This window comes from Adhaeribacter swui (genome assembly GCF_014217805.1).
In the GTDB taxonomy this organism is placed as follows: Bacteria; Bacteroidota; Bacteroidia; order Cytophagales; family Hymenobacteraceae; genus Adhaeribacter; species Adhaeribacter swui.
Window position 1 is genome coordinate 4,253,251 of the sequence record NZ_CP055156.1, and the last position, 23,360, is coordinate 4,276,610.

The window sequence follows — 23,360 nt, forward strand, 5'->3', positions numbered from 1 at the left end:
CGAGCTACAAACTCGCACCAGCGGGTATTACCAATATTTTAAAAATTTTAATTTTAAGAAAAGATTAACGCACAAATGCGGCTGGTACGCCACCATCCACGTTCAATACGTTGCCGGTGCTCTTGTTGAGTAAGCCACCCACGTATAAGAACACGGCATTCGCCATATCTTCGACCAGTAATTCTTCGTTTAATACCGTACGTTTGGCGTAATAAGCTGGCAGTTCAGCCACGGAAATGCCATAAGCTTTAGCCCGACCTTCGGCCCAGCCGCTTTCCCAGATTTTGCTGCCCCGGATTACCGCATCTGGATTTACTACATTTACCCGTATCTTATCAGAACCCAACTCGGCAGCCATTAACCGCGACATGTGTAATTGAGCCGCTTTGGCAGTACCATAGGCAATGTTATTAGGCCCGGAAACCAAGGCATTTTTACTCACAATGTTTACAATATCACCACCCAGTTGTTGCTTGCGCATTATTTTAACACCTTGCTGCGATACTAAGAATTGGCCTTTTACCAGTACATCCTGCAGTATATCGTAATCAGCTTCGGTGGTTTCCATCATGGGCTTAGAAATAGATAAACCGGCGCAATTCACCACAATATCTACGCCGCCAAAAGCTAGATTTGCCGTTTTAAAAGCTTCAGCAATGGCTTGCGAACTGGTAACATCTACAATCGCGGTGGCGGCGGTATCGCGGCCAAACTTTTTATTAAATTCCGCTTGCGCTTCCTGAATATCAGCTTCGCGCATATCAACCATTACCACGCAGGCACCTTCCTGAGCCAGTTTATCGGCAATAGCTTTGCCAATGCCGCCGCTACCACCGGTAATTAAGGCAATTTTGCGCGACAAAGGTTTTTCTTTGGGCATGCGTTGCAGTTTGGCTTCTTCTAATAACCAATATTCAATATCAAACGCTTCTTGTTCCGGCAAACCCTGGTACTCCGAAATAGCTTCGGCACCCCGCATTACGTTAATGGCATTTATGTAAAACTCGCTGGCTACGCGGGCCGTTTGCTTGTCTTTGGCGAACGAAAACATGCCTACGCCGGGGTAAATAATTATTACCGGATTCGCATCGCGAACCGCCGGGCTATTCGGGTGTTTGCTGCGTTCGTAATAACCGGTGTAATCGGCCCGGTAAGCTTCAAACTGGGCAGTAAGTTGATTTTTTAAATTTTCAGCATCTGAGATGTCCGCATCCGGAGTTAAATTTAAAACCAAAGGCCGTATTTTGGTGCGCAAAAAGTGATCGGGGCAACTGGTACCCAGCGGCGCTAGTTTATCTAAATCGTGGCTGTTAATGTATTCCAACACGCGTTCGTCGTCGGTGAAATGCCCGATCATGCGATTTTGGCTGGAGCACAAACCCCGCAGCACCGGAATCATTTCGCTGGCTTTGGCTAGGCGTTCTTCAGCGGGCAAAGACTGAATTTTAGCGCCGCCAAATACCGGCCGATCCTTCCCATAGTTTTGTTGCAAATACTCCGATGCCTTCTCAATAGTTTCTAAAGTATTGATATAGCTTTCGTAGGCAGTATCGCCCCAGGTAAACAAACCGTGGCTGCCCAAAATAATGCCTGTAATACCCGGATTATCTTGTACGGCTTTTTCCATCTGTAAACCTAAGTCAAAACCGGGCCGCTGCCACGGCACCCAGGCTACTTTACCGCCAAACAATTCGCGGGTAATTTGTTCGCCGTTTTTGGCGGCCGCAATGGCAATAATGGCATCGGGGTGTAAGTGGTCGATGTGCTTAAAAGGTAAAAAAGCGTGTAAAGGCGTATCGATGGAAGGCGCTTTGGAATCTAAATCATAAATGCAATGATTAAACAAGGCTACCATTTCGTCTTCGTGGGCTAAACCACGGTAGCGGTTTTTCAGGCTGTGCAATTTATCGACGTACAATGCCGCCAGGCCACTTTTCTTTAAAGTGCCCAGGTCGCCGCCGGAACCTTTTACCCACATTACTTCTACATCCTGGCCGGTTAAAGGGTCGGGCATATCTACTTTGCAACTGGTGTTGCCTCCGGCGTAATTGGTTAAGCGTAAATCGGCGCCCAATAAATTAGAACGATAAATTAAAAGCGCTACCTCATCATCCTTTAGAGAATTGGCTACTTGCTCGTCCCAGAGATAACTTACGTATTTAAATGTGGTGGTTGCAGTCGAATTATCCATATCCGATTATGTTTAAGTTTTTTTATTCTAAAGATGATTTGGTTTTTAAATTTTTGCGTTTGCTATTATTAAGGTGAAGCGGGAGAAAGTAATAAATTTAAAAAATGGGTTTGTTGCCTTTTCCGGTTTTACCATTATCAAATGTAGTTATTATACCCCTTTAGGCCATCCTGTGCTATCCTGTCGGGGTTTTTATATCTTGCAGAAGGTCGGTTTAAGTTGATTGTTTGTTACTGTAAACGCGGCAGTTTTGTTCAGGAGGCCAGGTAATTTCCGTAGCCCACTACCATCGTAGAAATAATTACCGTAACAATGCCCAGAATAATAACCCGCATGGTGCGGGCACTGGCGCCTTTCCATTCGTTAAAATAAATGCCCCAGATATTACTCACGATAATAATAAAGGCCATGTGTAAGGTCCAGCTACTAAAACCTAGGCCGTTGGCCGAAAAAAGGCTTTCGCCCATGCCGTAAAAAAAGAACTGCAAATACCAGGTGGTACCGGCAATGGCCGAGAAAAGATAATTGCGGACTAAAGGCGTGGCTTTGTTTACGTAATCGCCGCCGGTTTTATTTTTGATATTTAAATACAAACACCAGATAATGTTGGTAGTTAAGCCGCCCAGTAAAATAACCACCAGGGTAGGATTGTTTTGCCATAACGGATCGATGCCGCGGGCCACGGTGGCTTCGGCGATGGGTTTGCCGGTTTCGTACCCAAACGACATAAAGGCGCTGAGCACCCCTGAGAATATGGCCACCAGAATACCTTTCGGGAAATTAAACTCCTTGATGTTTTCGGTTTTTTGTTCCGGCGATAATTCTTTTTCTTTTAAAGTGCCGGCTTTGCCGCAAATGCCAATACCCACTAAACACAGTAAAACCCCGGCAAAAATAATTAGTCCGGAAGTAGTGCTGAGCAGTTCGGTAATGGTTTTGGCGTTACCGGACCGGCCAAAAAACTCGTAAAATATGGGTGGTATAAGCGTGCCGAAGGCCGCACAAAAACCCAAAACAATAGCCATACCCAACGACAAACCCAGATACCGCATGGTTAAACCAAAGGTTAAACCACCTATGCCCCACAGTAAACCCATTAAATAGGTGTAAAACAAAGTAGAAAAAGGCGTGTGGGTTAAGGTTTCTAAGTAGCCGGGTGCTGTAAGGGCGGCGCCAATGGGCGGCACAATTAACCACGAAAAAATACCTCCCACCAGCCAGTAACTTTCCCAGGCCCATTGTTTTACGCGATTAAACGGTATGTAAAAACTGCCGGAGGCAAAGCCCCCGATAAAATGGTAAAATAATCCCAGAATGACCTGCATAGAGGAATAGTTGGTTTAGAAAAGTAAATTTTTTTTGGAAAAATTGAAATACAAATGGCAATGGAAAATTTTAAAAATTTGCCGGCTAATTCATGATTTTAGCTGTCTATAAAGCCGTTTTTTAAAAATTTTTAAAATTAATCTACTATATTGGGAAATGTAGTTGTAAAAACAAGAGAAACTGTCCTGCACTATCCTGCAAAATTACTTTAGCGAAAAGTAAAAAAATTGTGAAAAAAAGGTTTGATAAATTATTGGATTAAAAAGTTAACTTCAGTTTGTTAGCTTGGAAGCGTTTTTCTTTAGAGCCGGTTCCCGCCTCCAGGCTGAGGTTCCATCTTACTGGATACAGCTGAGTTTGCCTCATGGCCGGCGGGCCTCGTTTGGCTCTCTCGCACTCGCTAGTCTTCCTTTCCTCGACTCCGTCTGCGGAATTTTGCTGCGCAAAACCGGAACCCTATCAGGTGCTCCATAGCCAAACTGGTGTCAGTGGCGTTTAGCTACGGATTTTACTTACTCCTGAATTCTCGAATAATAATGGTATTGACATCCTTCAAGTATATCCTTTTAAGCTTTGTAAACAGAAATATGGATTTTAGTAGATTTTCTTTGATGCAGTTTGTTATTAAAGTCAATGCTTATATTTCATTATGCTTAATTTAAGAAAAGCCGTAGCTACTCGCCACTGACACCAGTTTGGCTGTTGAGGGCCTTCTAAGGTTCCGGTGCGTAGCATTCCGACGTAAGGAGGAAAGGAAGCTTAGACCAGCCCGAGAGAGCCAAACGAGGCCCGCCGGCCATGAGGCAAACTCAGCCTGTTACAATGTAATGGAACCAATACATGGAGACGGGAACCGGCTCCAAAGAACAACTTCCTAGTCTAATTCTTATTTTTAAGATAACTTAGGTATAAAATTTTATAATTTCGGTGCCCGAAGGTTTTAAAACAACTCGCCTGGGCTTTAAAAAAGAAGAAAACCTAACCTGATAAAGCAGAATTTTAAAAATTTAAAAATTGGCAGGTTTTAACATTGAAACTTACCTTCAAGATTAAGCTTTTAATGTAACCAGTTTTCCGGCTGAGGTAACTGCAAAATTCTTGTACCGCAGGGTAAATCTATTCGGGTAATCTTGCGTAATCGTACTAAAAATAGATACGATCATGAAGCTCCTCGTTACTTTACTGTTTAGTTTGTTTTTGTTGGTTGGCTGCACCACCAATCAGTTTTTAACCTCTAACCAATACTCCAACACCGAAATACCACTTTCCATCGTTTTGCCCGAAAGTAAATCGCCTTTAACGCATACGCAGGCTTTGCAGCGGGCTTCTGATAAAAAATTTAAAAAATACGCCGCTCAGCTTACCGACCAACCACCGCAAAAAATCTTGTTTTACAGCGGCGGTGCCGACAACCCCGACCAGGTACCTTATACCGCCGTGGGCAGTGTTATTAGCTTAGCCGATACCGTAAAAATTAAAAATTCGGGCTTTGCTAACCGTAGAGTAAACGAGCAGTCCTATCTGCACAAAACTACCATCGATAAAGCCAATAAGGTGGTATCGTCGGAGTACATTGTAAAAATGCCGACCGATTATTTTTACCTTTTTGCTTCGGCGCCCATAACTAAAGCTATCCGGCAAAACGAAGAAGCCATGATTATTGTGCAGGATAGTTTAAACCGGAAATACTCAGCGGCGATTAGCACTTTAAAATTTACAAAATAAAAACCAACGTTTAGAACTGCGGCAGCGCCGAACCTAGGTACGAGTTTAAGTTTTCGCGGGAAATTATTTCCAGGGGTAATAAATTAGTAGCGGGCGGTTCTTTTTTTAAAAAAAGATAATTTGCCAAATGCTGAATGCCCAGAAAAGTTTGGTGCCGGGAATTTTGATTGATTAAAAAGTCGATGGTGCCGGCTTGTAAATGTTGAATATTTTCGGGCAACAAATCGTAGCCAATTAACCGGATATCCGTCCGGTTTAATTTTTTTAAAATGGCGGCAATAGCGGCCGTGCCTTTAGATGTGGTTACAAACAAGCCTTTTATTTCCGCATCGCTTAACAGGATTTGTAAGTGTTCCTGCAGTTGGTTTTCTTCAGTTTCGTTAATATCTAAAGCCGAAATTTTAAAATCGGGTTGGTTTTTAACTTTAAAGAAATGTTCAAAGCCTTTTTGCTTATCTAATAAATGGATGGAGTTTTCGCTGGCTTCGTTTACGTGCAATACGGTAAAGGCGCCCGGTGCAGTTTGGCCCAAACTCATTAGTTCGGCGGCTACCCGGCCGCTATCAAAAAGGTTCTGCCCAATAAAGCTTAAAGGATGAATTTCCGGCAGGTTGGTGTTAAAAATTACAAACGGAATTTTGCTGGCCTGGCATTGGTGCAAAAAGTGTAAAGCTTCGTGGTAAAATATAGGAGCCAGCACAATGCCGTCGGGTTTATTTACATGGGCCGCTTGGGTAAGCTGCAGGAAAGATTCGTGGTGGTATAAATCAAAAAAGTAAGTTTCTACTTTTACATCGTACTGGTTCCATTCAACGGCAGCGTGCTGAATGCCCAGGTGCGCCTGCGCCCAATATTCGTCCTGGGCCGGGTCCGGAATAATAACCGCAATCCTAAACACTTTTTTAGTGCCCAGGGTGCGGGCAATTAAATTAGGTTTGTAATCTATTTCGCGTAGGGTACTTAATACTTTTTGCAAAGCTTCTTCCGATACTTTACCCCGGTTATGCAAAACCCGGTCTACGGTGCCAATAGAAACGCCGGCTAATTGCGCAATATCTTTAATCCTGATGTTTTTCTTTTCCATTTCTGAGGAGCTGCCTGGGAGTCCAATTTAAGAGAGAATCTATTACATTATAAAGGCCGTGAGGATTATTTTTTAAAAAAAGCAAATAGAAGCAATCCAAACTTTTATTTAAAATCAAAAAGGCAGGACAAACATACTTTCTTTGCTGCATTTTAGGCTTAATAAAGCCGAAATAAGGAATATTTCGGGAGAGTATAATTTAAAAAATTTAAAAAACAATAAACATTGTTGCCGTACACAATAAAAGTGTTGCCGCACACATATTATTTTTATGTTAAATTTTTAGTAAGTTTGCCTCAGCTTTTAGCCCGATAAAAACCTTCTTTTGTGTTTACTAAAATCAGAAGTTACGCTACTCTTCCATCCGGCATCACCCCGGAAAAGCAAACCTTCCATTTTTTCGATACAATCAAATATTCTGACTCTCCGCCTATGATTTTTTTAAATCATATCTTTTTTACTGCTACCAGCATATTCCGGTATGCTACCACCCATTCACTAATCAATTACACAACATGAAAAAAAAGTACAGTTTAATGTTATTCGGTGCTTTGCTCCTGTGCTGCCAGGTAAGCTGGGCACAACTCGTAGTAAAAGGCCTGATAACCGACGAAGCAAAACAGCCCATGCCGGGCGTAACTGTGTTACTTAAAGGAACTTCCACGGGTACCGCTACTAACGCCGAAGGAACTTATTCGTTACAGGTTCCTAACGGAAACGGAACTTTGGTGTTTTCTTTTATTGGTTATGTTACCAAAGAAGTAGCCATTAACAACCAAACAGTTATTAATACCAGTTTAGCCTCCGATGCACAAGCATTAAATGAGGTTGTAGTTACCGCTTTAGGTATTAAGCGGGAGCAAAAAGCGTTAGGTTATTCCGTTAGCACTGTTTCGGCGGAGCAGATTACCCAGGCAGGTAATACCAATTTTGCTTCGGCCTTGTACGGCAAAGCAGCCGGGGTAAAAATCACTACGGCTCCCGGTGGTGCTACCAGTGCCGCCAACGTGCAAATTCGGGGGATTAACTCTTTAAGTGGCAATACCCAGCCTTTATATGTGGTAGATGGTATTGTAATCCGGAACACCAGCGAAACCGGCGCCACTAATTTTAACAACGGCGGCTACTATAGCGATACTAAAATCCGCGGTAACGGGGTATTGGATATTAATCCGGCCGATATCGAATCTTTGAGTGTGTTAAAAGGCGCCAGCGCATCGGCTCTTTATGGTTCTGAGGCATCTAACGGGGTAATTGTAATTACTACCAAACGTGGAGCCAAAAACAAAGGCTTAGGCGTAGACCTGAACTACGTTTTCAACACCGAAGAAATAGCTTTCGGGCCAAAATACCAGAATGTTTACGGCCCAGGTTACGACCGCGAAACCAACTTGCAAAACGGTGCTACCGAAGAAGGCTGGATTCCGGTAGATTTAGATGGTGATGGCGTAAACGAAAGCCAGCGCCCTTATTTCCGGGCTTACGGTCAGTTTGGTCCTAAAATGGAAGGCCAACTGGTACCTTGGTGGGATGGCAGTATGAAAACGTACTCGGCCCGTCGGGATAATTACAAAGATTTTTATCGTAGGGGTTACAACTCGTCTATCAACCTGGCTTTATCGAACCAAACCGATAAATCGGCTTACCGCTTTTCTTTTACCCGTTTAGATAACGAAGGCATTCAGCGGGGTGGTAAATTAGAGCGGAACACCTTTAACCTGAACAGCAATTTAAAGCTGAACGATAAAATTAATACCGACATTATTGTTAATTACGTAAACTCTAAGGTACATAACCGGCCAGAGCAAATTAACCGCGTAACTGCTAACTACGGTGGCTTCTTTAGCCGTGCCGATGATATGCAAACTTACCTGGATAAATTCCAGACTTCTGCCGGTTATAAATATGTGCCTTACGATCAGCCGCAGCGCAATCCTTCTGAAGCCTTAAAATATAACATCCGGGCTACCGATTTAATGGATTTCTTATGGCGCCAAATTAAAAATAACGAAGACGAATACCAGAACCGCTTAATCTCCAGCGTTACCTTAAACTACGAAATCACGAAGAACCTGCGTTTCCGTGGCCGGGTTGGTAACGACTTTACTAGTATTAACATCGAGAACGAACAGTTTAATGAGTATCCATTGGCTTTTAATGGTACCAACAGCACCGGTTATTACGGGTTAAACAGCGGTCGTTACTCTATATTATATACTGATGAATTATTAACCTATTCTAATAAATTTTCTGATGATTTTGACTTCTCCGTGAGTGGCGGTTTTCAGGGTCGGCAGGAAACCCACCGGTATCAGTCTTCCGGAACCAACGGCGGTTTATTAGTCGAAAACTGGTTTAATTTAAATAACTCGCAAGGTTTTGTTACTACATCGGCCTGGCGCAAAGAATTAGTAAAATATGCCTTTTTAGGAATTGCTAATTTTGGCTTTAGAGAATACTTGTTTTTAGAAGCCACCGCCCGTAAAGAATACTCATCTACCTTGGCCCCTAAAAACAACAGCTATTTTTACCCATCGGTGAATGGTAGCTTTGTATTCTCGCAAGCCTTTAACATGCCTAAATTTTTAAGTTTTGGTAAGTTACGGGCCGGTTACGGCGTAGTAGCCAATGCCCCGGAAATTTATGCGGCTAATATTGCTTACAACCAAAATACCATTCAGTTCAACGGCAGCGGGGTTCCGGTTTTAAGTTCCATGACCTCTTACGGTAATAACGAAATTCGTCCGGAAGAAAAAAGAGAACTTGAGTTTGGTCTGGAAACCCGGATTTTAAACAACAAACTGGGCGTAGATTTAACCTACTACAACAGCCGGATGATTGACCAGATATTGCGGATGCAGTTACCTACAAGCACCGGTGCCAACGATGTATTAGCTAACCTGGGCGAGTTGCGCAGCTACGGTTATGAGCTGGCTTTAAATGCCACACCAATTGAAAAAAACATTAAATGGGACACCCGCTTTAACTTTGCCTTAAACCGCACCAAGGTGCAAAAATTAATGCCCGGTTTAGATCGGTTAACGTATTACGATGCGGATGGTGGTGCTATAAAAATGTACGCCGAAGTAGGCCAGCCTTTAGGTGATATTTACGTGCACCCCCGCGAAACCGATGCTAACGGTAACTTTATCATCGACGGCGATGGTTACTATACCCTAAGCACCGATTACGTGAAAGTAGGCAATACCTTACCAAAAATTGTAGGTGGTTTAGCCAATACCGTTTCTTTTAAAAATCTGTCTTTAAACTTTTTAGTAGACTATCGTTTAGGCGGTAAATTAGTTTCTACTCCTTTATTATATGGTAAAGGTTCTGGTTTATACGAAGAAACTTTGCAGCACCGCGATGCCGAACACGGCGGTATTCCTTACTACATTAACGAAGGCGGTGACAAAGTACGTTTACCTGACCACAACGCTACGGCGCCGAACAACGCCAAAGTGTACCACGATGGCGTATTGCTAGAAGGCGTTACTACCGATGGAACGCCAAACCAAACCATTGTTGATGCGGCCAACTATTACCTGAACACGTACGGTTGGAGCACCGGTTGGTACGAAAACGGTGCGGTCTTTAAAAATTCTTACGTTAAAATGCGGGAACTTACTTTAAGCTATAATCTGCCGCAAGCCTTAGCTTCTAAACTTCGCTTCCAGAACATGTCGGTGTCGTTGATTGGCCGTAACCTGTTCTACTTCTGGAAAACAGTACCACATTTAGATCCAGAAACGGGTATTGGTACTTCCTGGAACCGCCAGGGCGTGGATGAAGGCTCTATGGCTCCAACCCGTAGCTATGGCGTTTCGCTGCATGTTTCGTTTTAATTCCTGTTTTATTTAACAGATTTAATTTTGCTATTATCATCATGAAGAAAATAATAATAAATATCGGTTGCGCCGTAACGCTGTTAACTGGATTAGGCGCCTGTACCGATAAGCTGGAAGAATTGTACGTTGATCCGGGAACCACTTCGGTACCCGCTATCGATAAGTTTTTTACCCGGATGCTCAACAACGGACGGGTACGACCCGACTACTGGGAAATCCGGACCTTTGCTTTACCGCACACCGTTAAATATACTCAAACGGCCAGCTATGTAAATGGTACTAAAATGTACCAGCAACAGCTTTCGTATTTGCAAAATCGCTGGGACGATTATTACACTCCCGGTACCAACGGTGGTGGCATTATGGCTCAGTACCGCGAAATTGAAAAAAACTACGCGGGTTTATCGGATGCAGATAAGAAAAATTTTGAAGTAATGGTGCAGGCAGCCAAAGTGGTGTTCCTGGATCAAACTTCGCAGATGGTGGACCTATGGGGCGATATTCCGTTCTCCGAAGCTGGATCAATTAATGCTACCGGCCAGGTTGTACGCCCGAAGTTTGATGATGCCAAAGCAATTTATGAAATTGTTTTAACCGGTTTAAAAGAAGCATCGGATTATTTCGCTACCGCCCAGTTAGAATCTTTAGCAAAAGCTACTTTTCAGAAGCAGGATATTTTGTTGGGCGGCGATGTGGACAAATGGCGCCGTTATACAAATTCCTTGCGCTTGCGGTTGTTAATGCGTACCTCGTTTGTAGATGAAACCCGGGCTAAAGCCGAAGTAGCCGCTATTTTGGCCGATCCAGTAAAATACCCTCTGGTAGACGATGCGAAATATGATGTATTGTTAAAACCATTGGATAGCAATACCGGTAGCTTGGAAAGTTCGCTGAATGATTTATCGGGTTATGCAGCCCCGGCTACTTTGCTGGAAGGCGTTTTAAAACCAGCCAACGATTTACGTATTCCAGTATTGTACGATAAAGGCGTTCGGCGGGAACAAGGTAAATCTATCCGGAACGAAGATTACTTTGGCATGCCGGTAAATTTACCATCAGCGGAACAAGAAGCAAACATTAGCCAAGGCAAATACGCCGTTCTGGACTCAGCTACTTTTATCCGGAACAGCAAGTTACCCGGTATTGTATTTACTTCTTCTGAGGTATCTTTCCTGAAAGCCGAAGCTTTTGAGCGGTGGGGTGGGGGCGATGCCAGCACCGCTTATCAGAATGGAGTTCGCCAGTCGGTTAATTTTTATTATAATTTAAATAGTACCAGTAATGCCGGCCGAAACGCTGAAAAAGCGCCTGCCGATACCACCATCGCCAAGTTTTTAGCAAATCCGGCTATGGAGTACACCGGTGGACAGGAAGAAAAACTAGCTAAAATCTGGACGCAAAAGTGGGTGCATTTGGGCTTACTGCAATCGGTACAAAACTGGGCCGAAGTAAGAAGAACAAAAACCCCAGCCTTACCATTCCAGGAAGATTCCAGTACGCCAGCGGAAAAATTACCTCCGTCGCGCTTGCTTTATCCAGCTACGGAAAAAAGTTTGAACACGCAAAATTATAACCAGGTAGCTGCCAAAGATCTGCCTACGGTTAAAATTTTCTGGGACGTGAAGTAAGATGGAGATTTAAATTTATTTGAAGTAAAAAAGAGGCCGTGTTATCCGGCCTCTTTTTTTTATTTTTTAAATTTCTGTTGCATCATCCAATTTGTTCTATTACCTGGTCTAACTATGGCTCGAATTTACTTCTGTGACTTACGAATAATAAAGTAGATTCTTGTTCGCATAGCTGCTGCCAGTGCTTTAAGCTGTTTCATTGCTTGCGTATTTGCTCTTTTTGTCTGGCTATAAATACCCTTCCGCCTACGGCACCTTCCCTAAAAACAGGGAAGGAGATGCGGTTAGTCCGGAATGATATATCCTAACGTTAAGAACTCGCTGAACAACGGAACAGTTTAGCCTCATTGCTTACATCTGTCATTGGCTATCATTTACAGAGCTGGCAAGTAGAATTTTAAATTTTTAAAAATTTAATAAACTCGATGGCGCGAGAGTTCCGCTCGTGTCTAGAATGAGGCCTCTGGCCGGGCGAACCGATAAACAATAATTAAAAGCCAATCAGCATCAAACTCTCACCGGCCAGAAGCCGGACGATTAGCATCACGAGCGTAGATGCTCGCGAAAGACTGGGGACATTCAGTTTTTTCTTTGGATGGAGTAGGATTAATTTCTACTAAAGGATGTTGGTAAAACCAAAAAGCTCTCCGCCTTAGATAAGGAGGGGTTAGGGATGGTTGATTTGTGGGGAGTGCTGTTAATTTTTTCAAAATCATTTATCACGGTACAAAGCAACTTTAGTAAAGCGTGCCAGCCACCCGAAAAGCTATTGAACCTATTGGGTTTAGAAGTACCTTCCTGCATTTCACTTTCATCCATTTACTATTAGCAAAGAATAGCCTATCTTTTTGAATTGGTCGTTAGAGTGATAAACTATATGGATGGTACTAACAAAAAAAAGACTACTGATTTCAGTAGTCTTTTTTAATAAAATAAAAAACAGGTAATTATTTATCCCACCAAACCCGGGAGGTAAGTAAATCGCCACCTTGTAAGCTGGCAACGCCCGATTGCAAACCGGCTGGGTTGTTAGAAATTTCTGAGGCCGGATAAATCATGCGGCGCGGAATGGTAGCATTGGTAATATTACCAGGATAGTTTACCGGGGTTAACTCAGGGTAACCAGAACGGCGCCAGTTAAACCAGCCCTCGATAAAGTTAAAGGTAGTAGAGGTTTCGAGCCAGTATTGTTCGTTAATCTGCTTCAGTGGATTTTCGGTGCCCAATGGATTGGCCGTTACGTATGTAGAAATAGCTGCGTCGTTAATGGTAGCCGCGGCATCTAATTGCGCCAGCGACTGCATGGCACCACGTAAACCATTAGCGTAATGTTCGCCTGCTGTACTACCTACATTCCAGCCCCGGGTAGCTGCTTCCGCTAATAAGAACTCGGTTTCGGCGTAGGTCAATATAAAGTTAGCCCCATTCCGTTTCATGTAAACGTTTACCCGCGGGCGAGAATAGTTACCTAATGGAGCAACGTCACTGCCCGTACCGGTAGCGCCAGGATAATTCGGGTGTTTCCGGATATCGAAAGCGCCACCAGATAAATCATAACCGTTGGGCATACCTACCTGTACTGCGGCACTGGTATTGCCAGTTAAGCCTTGGTTCGCGTTGTTAATGGCACCTGCTTGCGGAATTTCACCAATTACCCCTAAACGTGGGTCATTTTGCGCCCGTAAGTAGTCAATTAACGTCTTGCTCCATCTTACTTCCCGAAAATCATCGGGAGTCAATAAAGCGCCGGTGGTGCTGTTTTGAGTATCGCCGTTTGCCGCATCGGTAATTACAAAACCGTTGTCGGCGGTGCTGGCGAAGGTGCCGGCCGCAGCAGCTTTCTCGGTCCAGGATTGGGCCGTAGCCGGATCAACTTTTGTTAAGCGCATGGCTACCCGAACCATTAAAGAATAACCAAACTTTTTCCATTTGGCTACATCGCCGGCATAAATCAGGTCGCCGGTAGGTTTAGGGGCTGCTGCATCCAGGCTGTTAATGGCCGCTTCCAGTTTCGGCAGCAAGTCCATGTAAATATCCTGTTGCTTGTCGTATTTCGGGGTAGTAATACCTTCGGCGGCTTGTAACGCTTCGGTATACGGAATGTCGCCGTAAGTATCGGTAATGCGTTGGAAAATCAATACCCGCATGATGTTACTGATAGCAATCACATTTTTAAAACGGGCCGGATCCTGGGTGTTCGCAATTAAAATGGCTTGATTTAAACGGCTTAATGAGGTATAACCATCATTAAAAATACGACCCTGGTAATCGGTAAAGTTACCGGCGTTAATGTATTTGTCGCCGTTGCCGTAATAATTGTAGGTGCTGGCTAAAGCTTGAATGCCGGTAGCCTGGTACAATAACTGCGCGTAACCGGTATTGGAGAAACCTAATTGTGCATCAGCCAGCAAAAAGTTAGGGTTAAACTGGCTAGCATTAGCCGCATTTGGATTGGTATTTACTTCGTCTAAGTGGTCCTCGGAGCAAGCCGGGGCCAATAGTACGGAAGCAAGAGCTAAATATAGAAAAGTCTTTTTCATCAGAAAATTATTTGAATTTAACGTTAACAGTAAAACCGTACGTTCTGGCAAATGGCAGCGAACCACCTTCTACACCGGCGTAGGTTACTAAGGAAGAAATGGTGTTTTCCGGATCGATGTTATCGGTATGCTTCATGATCGTAAATAAGTTACGACCAACTAAAGACAGACCAATCGACTGGAATGGTGTTCTGGTTAACAAAGTAGGAGTAAAGGTGTAACCCAACGTTAACTGACGGAATTTAATAAAGCTACCATCCAGTACCGAAACGGCAGAAACGTTATTGGCTAATTGCGGATAGTAAATGTAAGCCGGAACTACTGTTTCGTTTACGCTACCATCCTCTTTTACGCCTTCAGCTACCACGCCATTTTCACGACCTACTAAAGTTGCTTTGTTTAAGCCCCGAACGTAAGAATAATGCTCGGTTGCCGAAAGCACTTTATTGTTGTATTTAAAGTCGATTAAGAACGACAGGTTGAAGTTTTTGTAAGAGAAATCGTTATTCCAGCCACCGTACAGGTTTGGTAAACCAGATCCCATTGGTTTTAAATCGCCGCGTAATGGTACACCGTTGGCGCCAACAATAACGTTGCCATTGGCATCGCGCTTGTAATCATAGGCCATAACCTGAGCAATAGGTAAACCTTTTACGATAGAGATATTACCGTTTAATGGACGGTAAGTACCGGTTTGCAACGGCGAAGGATTTTCAGACTGGTCAATGTCTAATACTTCGTTCTTCAGTTTGGTAAAGTTAAAGGAAGTATTCCAGTTGAAGGCTGACCGGATTGGGTTACCCGATACCATTAACTCAATACCGCGGTTAGAAGTAGAACCTAAATTAACGGAACGGCTGTTAAAGCCAGTAGAAGATGATAAGCTGGCCGAAACAATTTCTCCTTCGGTTTTGCGGTCAAAGTAAGTTACATCTAATCCCAAACGGTTATCTAGAAACTTCATTTCAGTACCAATTTCAATTTCGTTCAGGCTGAAAGGTTTTAAGTTCGCGTTTGGCAGTTTTGAATCGAAAGAACCGCGGGCTACACCGTTGATTGGGTTATTAACGTTGTAGTAAAAAGCAGTTTGGTAAGGCTGCGCTGGCTCACCGCTGGTTTCGGCGTAAGAAGCCCGTATTTTACCGTAGTTCAAGGCTGGGGTGTTCAACAGATCAGAGAATACAAAGCTAGTTGAAACCGATGGCGTAAATAAGCTCCGGTTGCCCCGTGGTAAAGAAGAAAAAGTATCGTAACGGCCGGTAGTGCTTAAAGTTAAATATTTGTAGCTGAAATCGGCGGTATAATATACTGAAGGGGTTTCTAAAGCGGTATACAAATACTCGGAGTTCCTGGTACGGGTATTGGTTGGCGTATACAAATAAGGCACGATAAACTGACCTCCGTATAAACGAGTGCTTTCGGTGTTGTTACGACGGAAGTTACCACCCACACTGGCATCAATCGAGAAATCATCGTTGATGTTTTTGCTGAATGATAATAACGCATCGGTGTTTAATTCTAAGCGGGTTCCTTGGTATAAAGCTTCCAGAGAGCCTTCGCCGTTAGAAGAAAATAACGTTCCGTAAGGGTTAACGGTGAATCTACGGTCGCTGGAAAAATCGTAACCAACCCGGGCTTGTAACGAAAGAAAATCAAAGAATTGATAACGGGCCGAGATAGCCGAAATTAAACGACGACGAGAGATATCATTTTTAAATTGATTTACCACGAACCAAGGGTTAGTAGCGTAAATATCATCGCTCCAAGCGGTTTCTAAACCATTATTCGAAGCATCGTAACCTGGAGCCAGGCTAGCCTGATCAACGTTAGTAGCCAGGAAAACAATGTTGTTGGCGTTCATCGGGGCATCGCTCAAATACGGACGGTTTTTGTCTTTTTGGTCGATGTAGTTCGCCATTAAGTTAAAGCTTAACTTTTTGGTGATTTCGTAAGAGGTATTAAAGTTTACGGTTTTACGATCTAAACCGCTGTTGCGCAAAATAGACTGGCCATCCAGGTTAGAAAGCGATAAACGGTAAGTTCCGCGGTCGCCACCACCCGAAATAGCTACAGTATTGGTCCAGCTGGCAGCAGTGCGGTAGAAATTTTCGATGTTATCTTTCACTGCAGAGTAAGGGTGCAATTGACCATCAGACTGAATAGTAGGAACACCATCCAGGCGCTCACCCCAGGAGTTACGACCAGATAAAGCCGCCGAAGCTACGTCAACGGGTCTTACACCTTGCGTTCCCTGGCCATATTCGTATTGCCAATCGGTATTATCAACCGCTTTGTCGAACTGTAAGTTGGTATTGTATTCAATGGTAGTTTTGCCTTTTACGCCACTTTTAGTCGTAATTTGAATAACACCATTAGCGGCCCGCGAGCCGTACAAAGCCGAAGCAGTAGATCCTTTTAAAACGGTCATGGTTTCGATATCGTCCGGGTTGATGTTACCAATACCATCGCCTTGGTCGGCACCGCCCCACTCACCGGAGCTACCCCGGTTGCTGTTATCCATGGGCACACCATTAATAACAATTAAAGGAGAAGAACTACCGGAAAACGAAGTTACCCCCCGAATGTTAATCCGGGCAGAAGAACCAGGGCCACCGCTGGTACCAGCCACGTTTAAGCCAGAAACCCGGCCTGACAAAGAGTTGGCTACGTTGGCTTCGCGGGCAACGTTTAATACTTCGCCGCCTACTTTAGAAACTGAATAACCCAGTTTACGCTCTTCTTTTTTGATACCCAAAGCGGTAACTACCACTTCTTGTAGCGCAGTCGCATCGCTTTCCAATACCACATTTATTACTGAGCGGTTATTAACTGGAACAGTTTGGTTTTTGTAGCCAATGTAAGAGAAAATAAGACTGCCGTTACCTGGCACTTCCACGCGGTAATTGCCATCTACATCTGTAATAGCACCTTGCGTGGTACCGCTAATCTGGATACTAACTCCGACCAACGGCGAATTATCAGAACCGGTTACCTTGCCGGTAACCTGGTTACTCTGCGCAAAGCCATATAGTTGGCTCAGTAGCAGCAGTAATGTTAAAAAGGGTAAAGCTTTTTTTAGCATGAGTAAAATATTAAGATAGAGAAATGTGTGGTAATAAGGTGTTAAGAAACCAAATTGAACCTTTTACAAGATTCCGGTAGAAGAAATTTAAAGCTGTTTGTACTTATAGCTTATAAACATGGATGTTTTTGTAGTTTTAAATTTACGAGTAATCAATTATTTTTATCATAGTGTTGTGTTAAAATAAAAGTTGGTTGGTGTGAAATGTAAGAGTAGGTTAGTAGTAAAAATCAATTAAACCGGATTATAAACCGGCAGACTAGGTTTCTTGTTTTAAGAAGTTTTCATGCTCCGGATGTTAAATAAAAAGCGGCCTATTTAAAACATAAGCTAAAATGAACACGCGAATTTTATTCAATATTTAGGTTTTTGGATGTGCTGTTAATTTTTTAAGTCGGTTTGGCTAAATGATAGTGGCTTTCTGGTAAAAGGCATTCTATTTTCATATTGATTTTTAAAAATAACTGTTTTTACCCGGAATGTTGCTGCACAATTTAACAGCCTTTGGTTAAGCAAATAAAATAATAATTACTTAACCTTTAAAAGTTTTTTTAAAAATAATTATAAAAATAGAATTGTAAAAGCAAAATATTGGGAATAAAATTAATTTAGTATGTGTGCGCACACACTTAAATCAATAAAATCATGTGTGCGTACACATTTTTAGATTAAATAAGTTTTGTGCTGTTATTTTTTTAAGTAAGTTTAACCCGAATTTTAAAGCCATATAAGCAAAATTCAATTTAGTATTTTGCTCCATCCTATTCGTTGTTAATCAAACTGTTTAATGGGAACTGCCTCGTTGGTGGTAAGTTTTTATATTAAATTATAGATAGGTTTAGCTTTGAATTTCTGTAGTTTAAGGTTGAATTCTACGGGCTTGTAATATTTTACATTCCATTAAGTTCGCGGGCTGTTGCGCAAGGTAATGGATGGCTTTTGTGGTAAAGAAAGCCGGCTTTCAGCCACCTATTACCTCTGTCATTAAACGGTTATAAAGCACGAAACAGTTTACCTATTTACTTATGCGCCTATTTTTTACTTTTTTACTGGTAACTTTTTGTTTAAATCTGAGTTGGGGGCAGCAGCATAATACCTCTAAAACTTACGTAGCTCCTACCGATGCCAAGGTACAGGCCAAACTGGCTCAATGGCAGGATTTAAAATTTGGTTTATTTATGCACTGGGGTACCTATAGTCAGTGGGGCATTGTAGAAAGCTGGAGCATTTGCCCCGAAGATGAAGGCTGGACGCAACGCCGGGGACCTTACGCGAGCGATTACAATACCTATAAAAAAGCCTACGAAAACATACGCACCGAATTTAATCCGGTAAAATTTAATCCGGAAAAATGGGTGATGGCAGCCAAAGCAGCCGGCATGAAGTACATGGTATTTACCACCAAACACCATGATGGTTTTGCCATGTTCGATACAAAAGAATCGGATTATAAAATTACCGACCCCAAAACTGCTTTTGCCGCTAACCCCCGCAGTAATATTACCAAAGAAGTATTTAACGCTTTCCGGAAAGAAAATTTTTTATTAGGAACCTATTTTTCTAAACCCGATTGGCACAACGAAAATTACTGGTGGCCTTACTTCCCGCCCAAAGACCGCAACGTAAACTACGATCCGGCTAAATACCCCGAGCGTTGGCAAAAATTTAAAAATTTTACTTATAACCAAATCAGTGAGTTGATGTCGGGTTATGGCCCGGTGGATATTTTGTGGTTGGATGGAGGCTGGGTACGGCCTAAAAACACCATTGATCCTAGCGTAGATTGGCAAAAAGCCATCACTTTTGAGCAGGATATTGATATGGCCCGCATCGCCAAGATGGCCCGCGAAAAACAACCCGGCTTAATTGTAGTGGACCGCACCGTAGCCGGCGAATTCGAAAATTACACGACGCCCGAACACACCGTACCAGACCAACCACTGGATCACCCTTGGGAAACCTGCATGACCATGGGCGATTCCTGGAGTTATGTACCCAACGATAAGTATAAATCAACCAATCAGCTTATTCAATTGCTTGTTAAAATAGTATCCCGCGGCGGTAATTTCCTATTAAATATTGGCCCCAGCCCGGAAGGCGATTGGGCGCCGGATGCATACCAGCGGCTGGAACAAATTGGAAATTGGATGAACGTAAACGGAGAAGGCATTTATAACTCCCGCTCGGTGGCCCCTTACGCTTATAAAAACATTTACTACACGCAGTCAAAAGATCAATCCGTTATTTACGCTTATTATTTATCCGATAAAGAACAGGTAAACTTACCCGCTACCCTGGAGATTCCTCTGGATAAAATTAATCAGGTAAAAAAGGTTAGTTTGTTAGGCTCTCCGGAGAAATTAAAATGGCAATATCAAGGTAATAAATTGCGGGTGCAAATACCCGGTAAGTTGCAGAAAAACAACAACCTAAAACAAGCCGCCGGCTTTAAAATTGAATACTAATTTAACTTAAATAATTATTCATTAACTATTTAAATTGTAGAGTGGGCAGTTAAAGCTGATTAGTGCGGCCAGCTGCTCGATTGGTTTATAGAATGGAAAGAATTATACCCGAAGAAAAAATTATTGGCGTGGATATTGGCGGCACCAAAATTCACCTGGGATTAGTGCAGCACGGTACCGTTATCCGGGAAATGAAAATTCCGACTTCTGCCCAATCCGGCAGAGAACAAATTTTAAACGAACTTATTCAGGGCATCCAACAATTTATAGAACCAGACGTGCTGGGGATTGGAGTGGGAGTTCCGGGCCTGGTTGACGAAGGGAATGGAGTCGTTTTTGACGTGCAAAATATCCCGGATTTTACCCAGGTGCCTTTAAAAAAATGCCTGGAGGATTACTTTGCTAAACCTACTTATCTCACCAACGATGCTAATAGTTTTATTCTCGGCGAAAAACTCTACGGGCGCGCCCAGCCATTTCAGAATGTGGTGGGTTTAACCTTGGGTACAGGTTTAGGCGGCGGAATTATTACCAACAACCAATTGTATTCCGGCGCTTTTTCTGCTGCCGGCGAATTTGGTTGCATTCCGTACCGCGATAAAACCCTGGAAGATTATTGCAGTGGTAAGTTTTTTATTAATCAGTTTGGTATTTCCGGACCCGAGATACACGCCCGGGCCATTAAGAACGACCCCAAAGCTTTAACCATTTTGCACCAATTTGGCGAGCATCTCGGCGAAGCCATCAAAATAATTATGTACGTGTTAGCTCCTGAAGCCATTTTTTTAGGTGGTTCGGTAAGTACCTGTTATCCTTATTTTAAAGCCGGTATGCAGCTTAGCGTGGCCCGGTTTCCGTTTGCGCAAATCAAAAAACATGTAATAATTGAACGGTCGCGGATGAACAACGGCGCTATTTTGGGAGCGGCGGCTTTAGTGTACATGAAAAGCAAAGCGGAAGCCGCTAAAATTTAAAATTTTTAAAAGTTACCTGTTCAACCGATTTTATGAAAGTAAGAGTGGACTTTATGCTAAGTAAAAAATGCGGATTTTAAAGTTATTGCTGTTGAGTTTGTTTGCGCTACCAAGCCCATGGGTGCGCGCTCAAACCTTTTTTAAAGATAAAGAAGCGCTTTTTACCGAACCTAAACAATACGTAACTTACTTTACGGCACAGCCGCCGCTTATTGATGGTAACCTGAACGAACCAGTCTGGCAGGCCGCACCCTGGTCCGATACATTTATGGATATTGAGGGGGAGGCCAAACCCAAGCCGACTTACCAGACCCGTTTTAAAATGCTATGGAACGATACCTGTTTGTTTGTGGCCGCCGAATTACAGGAACCACAGGTATGGGCAACTTTAAAAAAACACGATGCCATTATTTACCACGACAACGATTTTGAGATTTTTATCGATCCGGATAACGATGGCCGGCATTACTACGAAATAGAAGTAAACGCCTTTAACACCCTATTTGATTTATTCCTGGATAAACCTTACCGCAACGGCGGCATAGCGGTAATTCCGTGGCAGGCCGAAGGTTTACAATCCAGGGTGCAGGTGCAAGGCACCATTAACCAACCCCAGGACACCGATAAAAGTTGGACAGTGGAAATGGCAATTCCTTTTCGGGCCATTGCCAAAAACAATAAATCCTTTACCCCCCAAGACAAAGACTTTTGGCGGATTAATTTCTCGCGGGTGCAGTGGGATGTATTCGTAAAAAATAACGCTTACGTAAAAGTAACCAATGCGCAAGGCAAAGTTAATCCGGAGCATAATTGGGTTTGGTCGCCGCAGGGTGTTATTAACATGCATTTTCCGGAACGCTGGGGTTATTTATTCTTCAGTCGGCAAGCAGTGGCAGAAGAAACTACCCCTGCATTTGCTTTGCCTTACGCCGAGAAACAAAAAAAATATTTATGGTACCTGTATTACCAGCAGCGGGAGTACTACCAAAAACACCAGCACTATGCCCGTTCTTTTTCGGATTTAGGGCTGCCGCAAAATTCATCCATCAAGATTGATGATAAATTAAATTACTTTAAATTAGAGACCAGCACGCACCAGTTTATGGCTTATGTAACCGGCCCGGATGCCGTTACTTACACCATTAATCAGGACGGGTACATTCAAAAACTTTCCCCTAAAAAAGGACCATAATTTTGAATTTTTTAAATTTTAGTTCGGCCAGGTCATTCCGGAAGTTTAATTGCTTGCCAAAGGCTGGTGTTAGTGTAAAATCTTGTTTTGTTTTCTGGCTTTAACCTTTTTGTATTATGTATTTAGATAGCCGCCGTAAATTTTTAAAAGCCTCGTCGTTGGGCATGTCGCTGTTTGCCCTGGACCGGAGTGCTCTTGGCCGCACTTTAGCCGAAGAATCCGCAGCGCCCACCCAACCCATTGTAATATCTACCTGGGATTTCGGGATTCCGGCGAACCAGGCTGCCTGGAAAATTTTAAACAATGGCGGGCGTGCTTTGGATGCCGTAGAAGCCGGCGCCCGCGTACCCGAAGTTGATTTAAATAACCACAGTGTAGGGCGCGCAGGTTACCCCGACCGCGATGGCCACGTAACCCTGGATGCCTGCATCATGGACGAACAAGGTAACTGCGGAGCGGTAGCGGCTTTAGAATACATTGATCATCCGATATCGGTGGCCCGTTTGGTGATGGAGAAAACCCCGCACGTGTTTTTGGTTGGCGAAGGGGCTATGCAGTTTGCTTTGGAAAACGGATTTAAAAAAACAAAGCTACTCACCCCCGAATCGGAAAAAGCCTGGAAAGAATGGTTAAAAGATGCCAAATACAAACCCACCATTAACGTAGAAAATAAATTATACCAGCCCGTTGATAAACTGCCCGGCAATAAATTTAACCACGATACCATTGGCATGTTGGCTCTGGATGCCCAAGGTAACTTGTCGGGGGCTTGTACTACCAGTGGCATGGCTTTTAAAATGCGGGGCCGGGTAGGCGATAGCCCCATTATAGGCGCGGGCCTTTACGTAGATAACGAAGTAGGCGGCGCAACCTCTACGGGAGTAGGCGAAGAAGTAATCCGGAATGTAGGCAGTTTTCTGGTGGTAGAATTAATGCGGCAAGGCTACTCTCCCGAAGCTGCTTGTAAAGCCGCCGTTGACCGGATCATTAATAAAAAGCCAGCTAAAGCCAAAGAAATTCAGGTTGGGTTTTTAGCTCTGAACAAAAAAGGGGAATACGGCGCTTACGCTATTCAAAGCGGTTTTTCGTATGCCGTGTGCAATGGGCAAAAGCAAGATTTGCTTCTTAAGAGTAAAAGCACTTATTAATTATAAAGGATTACTTTTAAGCCTAGGTTGGATGCTCTAATTCATGCGTACTTTTAGCTCAAAGTAAACTTAAAATTGAAATGTTTTATGATTAATTTTAAAAAATAACCTTTTTGAATATAATTTGTTCTTACTTATTCATTTATTTACCATTCTA

Annotated in this window: 12 protein-coding genes; 7 read left to right on the forward strand and 5 right to left on the reverse strand. The window is 43.1% G+C overall.

Translation table 11 applies throughout. The annotated features are described in order from the left end of the window. Positions 1 to 64: 64 nt before the first annotated feature. Complete coding sequence (locus HUW51_RS17885) at positions 65 to 2,191, reverse strand: bifunctional aldolase/short-chain dehydrogenase (protein ID WP_185270984.1); 2,127 nt, start codon at positions 2,189 to 2,191, stop codon at positions 65 to 67. A gap of 254 nt (positions 2,192 to 2,445) precedes the next feature. Beyond that, a complete protein-coding gene (gene rhaT / locus HUW51_RS17890) occupies positions 2,446 to 3,516 on the reverse strand; it encodes an L-rhamnose/proton symporter RhaT (RefSeq protein ID WP_185270985.1) in 1,071 nt (356 codons plus the stop codon). Between the two features lie 1,162 nt (positions 3,517 to 4,678). On the opposite strand from rhaT, the gene HUW51_RS17895 reads away from it, so the two are divergent. After that, positions 4,679 to 5,242: a hypothetical protein gene (locus tag HUW51_RS17895; protein WP_185270986.1), complete on the forward strand. Its 564-nt coding sequence runs from the start codon at positions 4,679 to 4,681 to the stop codon at positions 5,240 to 5,242. A 10-nt stretch (positions 5,243 to 5,252) separates the two neighbouring features. Here HUW51_RS17895 and HUW51_RS17900 read toward each other — a convergent pair whose 3' ends face one another. After that, a complete protein-coding gene (locus HUW51_RS17900; RefSeq protein WP_185270987.1) occupies positions 5,253 to 6,326 on the reverse strand; it encodes a LacI family DNA-binding transcriptional regulator in 1,074 nt (357 codons plus the stop codon). A gap of 515 nt (positions 6,327 to 6,841) precedes the next feature. On the opposite strand from HUW51_RS17900, the gene HUW51_RS17905 reads away from it, so the two are divergent. Both HUW51_RS17905 and HUW51_RS17910 read left to right on the forward strand, forming a co-directional pair. Further along, entirely contained in the window at positions 6,842 to 10,171 is a 3,330-nt protein-coding gene (locus HUW51_RS17905) for a SusC/RagA family TonB-linked outer membrane protein (RefSeq protein WP_185270988.1), read from the forward strand. Between the two features lie 41 nt (positions 10,172 to 10,212). Beyond that, the gene (locus HUW51_RS17910; protein WP_185270989.1) at positions 10,213 to 11,802 is read left to right on the forward strand and encodes a SusD/RagB family nutrient-binding outer membrane lipoprotein; all 1,590 of its coding nucleotides are present in this window, start codon (positions 10,213 to 10,215) and stop codon (positions 11,800 to 11,802) included. Between the two features lie 947 nt (positions 11,803 to 12,749). Here the strand turns inward: HUW51_RS17910 and HUW51_RS17915 are convergent. Further along, positions 12,750 to 14,342 (reverse strand): SusD/RagB family nutrient-binding outer membrane lipoprotein, encoded by a 1,593-nt coding sequence (locus HUW51_RS17915; RefSeq protein WP_185270990.1) that lies wholly within the window; start codon positions 14,340 to 14,342, stop codon positions 12,750 to 12,752. 7 nt (positions 14,343 to 14,349) lie between these two features. After that, on the reverse strand, positions 14,350 to 17,424 hold the full coding sequence (locus HUW51_RS17920) for a SusC/RagA family TonB-linked outer membrane protein (RefSeq protein WP_185270991.1): 3,075 nt from the start codon (positions 17,422 to 17,424) through the stop codon (positions 14,350 to 14,352). A gap of 1,025 nt (positions 17,425 to 18,449) precedes the next feature. Between HUW51_RS17920 and HUW51_RS17925 the strand changes: the two genes are divergently transcribed. The 4 genes from HUW51_RS17925 (at position 18,450) to HUW51_RS17940 (ending at position 23,203) form a co-directional block, all read left to right on the forward strand. Continuing rightward, positions 18,450 to 19,889 (forward strand): alpha-L-fucosidase, encoded by a 1,440-nt coding sequence (locus HUW51_RS17925; protein ID WP_185270992.1) that lies wholly within the window; start codon positions 18,450 to 18,452, stop codon positions 19,887 to 19,889. Between the two features lie 92 nt (positions 19,890 to 19,981). After that, the gene (locus tag HUW51_RS17930; protein WP_185270993.1) at positions 19,982 to 20,863 is read left to right on the forward strand and encodes an ROK family protein; all 882 of its coding nucleotides are present in this window, start codon (positions 19,982 to 19,984) and stop codon (positions 20,861 to 20,863) included. Between the two features lie 67 nt (positions 20,864 to 20,930). Further along, on the forward strand, positions 20,931 to 22,055 hold the full coding sequence (locus tag HUW51_RS17935) for a carbohydrate-binding family 9-like protein (protein WP_185270994.1): 1,125 nt from the start codon (positions 20,931 to 20,933) through the stop codon (positions 22,053 to 22,055). 116 nt (positions 22,056 to 22,171) lie between these two features. Further along, positions 22,172 to 23,203 (forward strand): N(4)-(beta-N-acetylglucosaminyl)-L-asparaginase, encoded by a 1,032-nt coding sequence (locus tag HUW51_RS17940; RefSeq protein WP_228466710.1) that lies wholly within the window; start codon positions 22,172 to 22,174, stop codon positions 23,201 to 23,203. Positions 23,204 to 23,360 lie beyond the last annotated feature (157 nt).

Coding starts and splice junctions, on each gene's coding strand:
- HUW51_RS17930 (WP_185270993.1), top strand. CDS start 19,982: ATGGAAAGAATTATACCCGAAGAAAAAATTATTGGCGTGGATATTGGC.
- HUW51_RS17915 (WP_185270990.1), bottom strand. CDS start 14,342: ATGAAAAAGACTTTTCTATATTTAGCTCTTGCTTCCGTACTATTGGCC.
- HUW51_RS17910 (WP_185270989.1), top strand. CDS start 10,213: ATGAAGAAAATAATAATAAATATCGGTTGCGCCGTAACGCTGTTAACT.
- rhaT (WP_185270985.1), bottom strand. CDS start 3,516: ATGCAGGTCATTCTGGGATTATTTTACCATTTTATCGGGGGCTTTGCC.
- HUW51_RS17940 (WP_228466710.1), top strand. CDS start 22,172: ATGTATTTAGATAGCCGCCGTAAATTTTTAAAAGCCTCGTCGTTGGGC.
- HUW51_RS17900 (WP_185270987.1), bottom strand. CDS start 6,326: ATGGAAAAGAAAAACATCAGGATTAAAGATATTGCGCAATTAGCCGGC.
- HUW51_RS17920 (WP_185270991.1), bottom strand. CDS start 17,424: ATGCTAAAAAAAGCTTTACCCTTTTTAACATTACTGCTGCTACTGAGC.
- HUW51_RS17935 (WP_185270994.1), top strand. CDS start 20,931: ATGCGGATTTTAAAGTTATTGCTGTTGAGTTTGTTTGCGCTACCAAGC.
- HUW51_RS17895 (WP_185270986.1), top strand. CDS start 4,679: ATGAAGCTCCTCGTTACTTTACTGTTTAGTTTGTTTTTGTTGGTTGGC.
- HUW51_RS17925 (WP_185270992.1), top strand. CDS start 18,450: ATGCGCCTATTTTTTACTTTTTTACTGGTAACTTTTTGTTTAAATCTG.
- HUW51_RS17905 (WP_185270988.1), top strand. CDS start 6,842: ATGAAAAAAAAGTACAGTTTAATGTTATTCGGTGCTTTGCTCCTGTGC.
- HUW51_RS17885 (WP_185270984.1), bottom strand. CDS start 2,191: ATGGATAATTCGACTGCAACCACCACATTTAAATACGTAAGTTATCTC.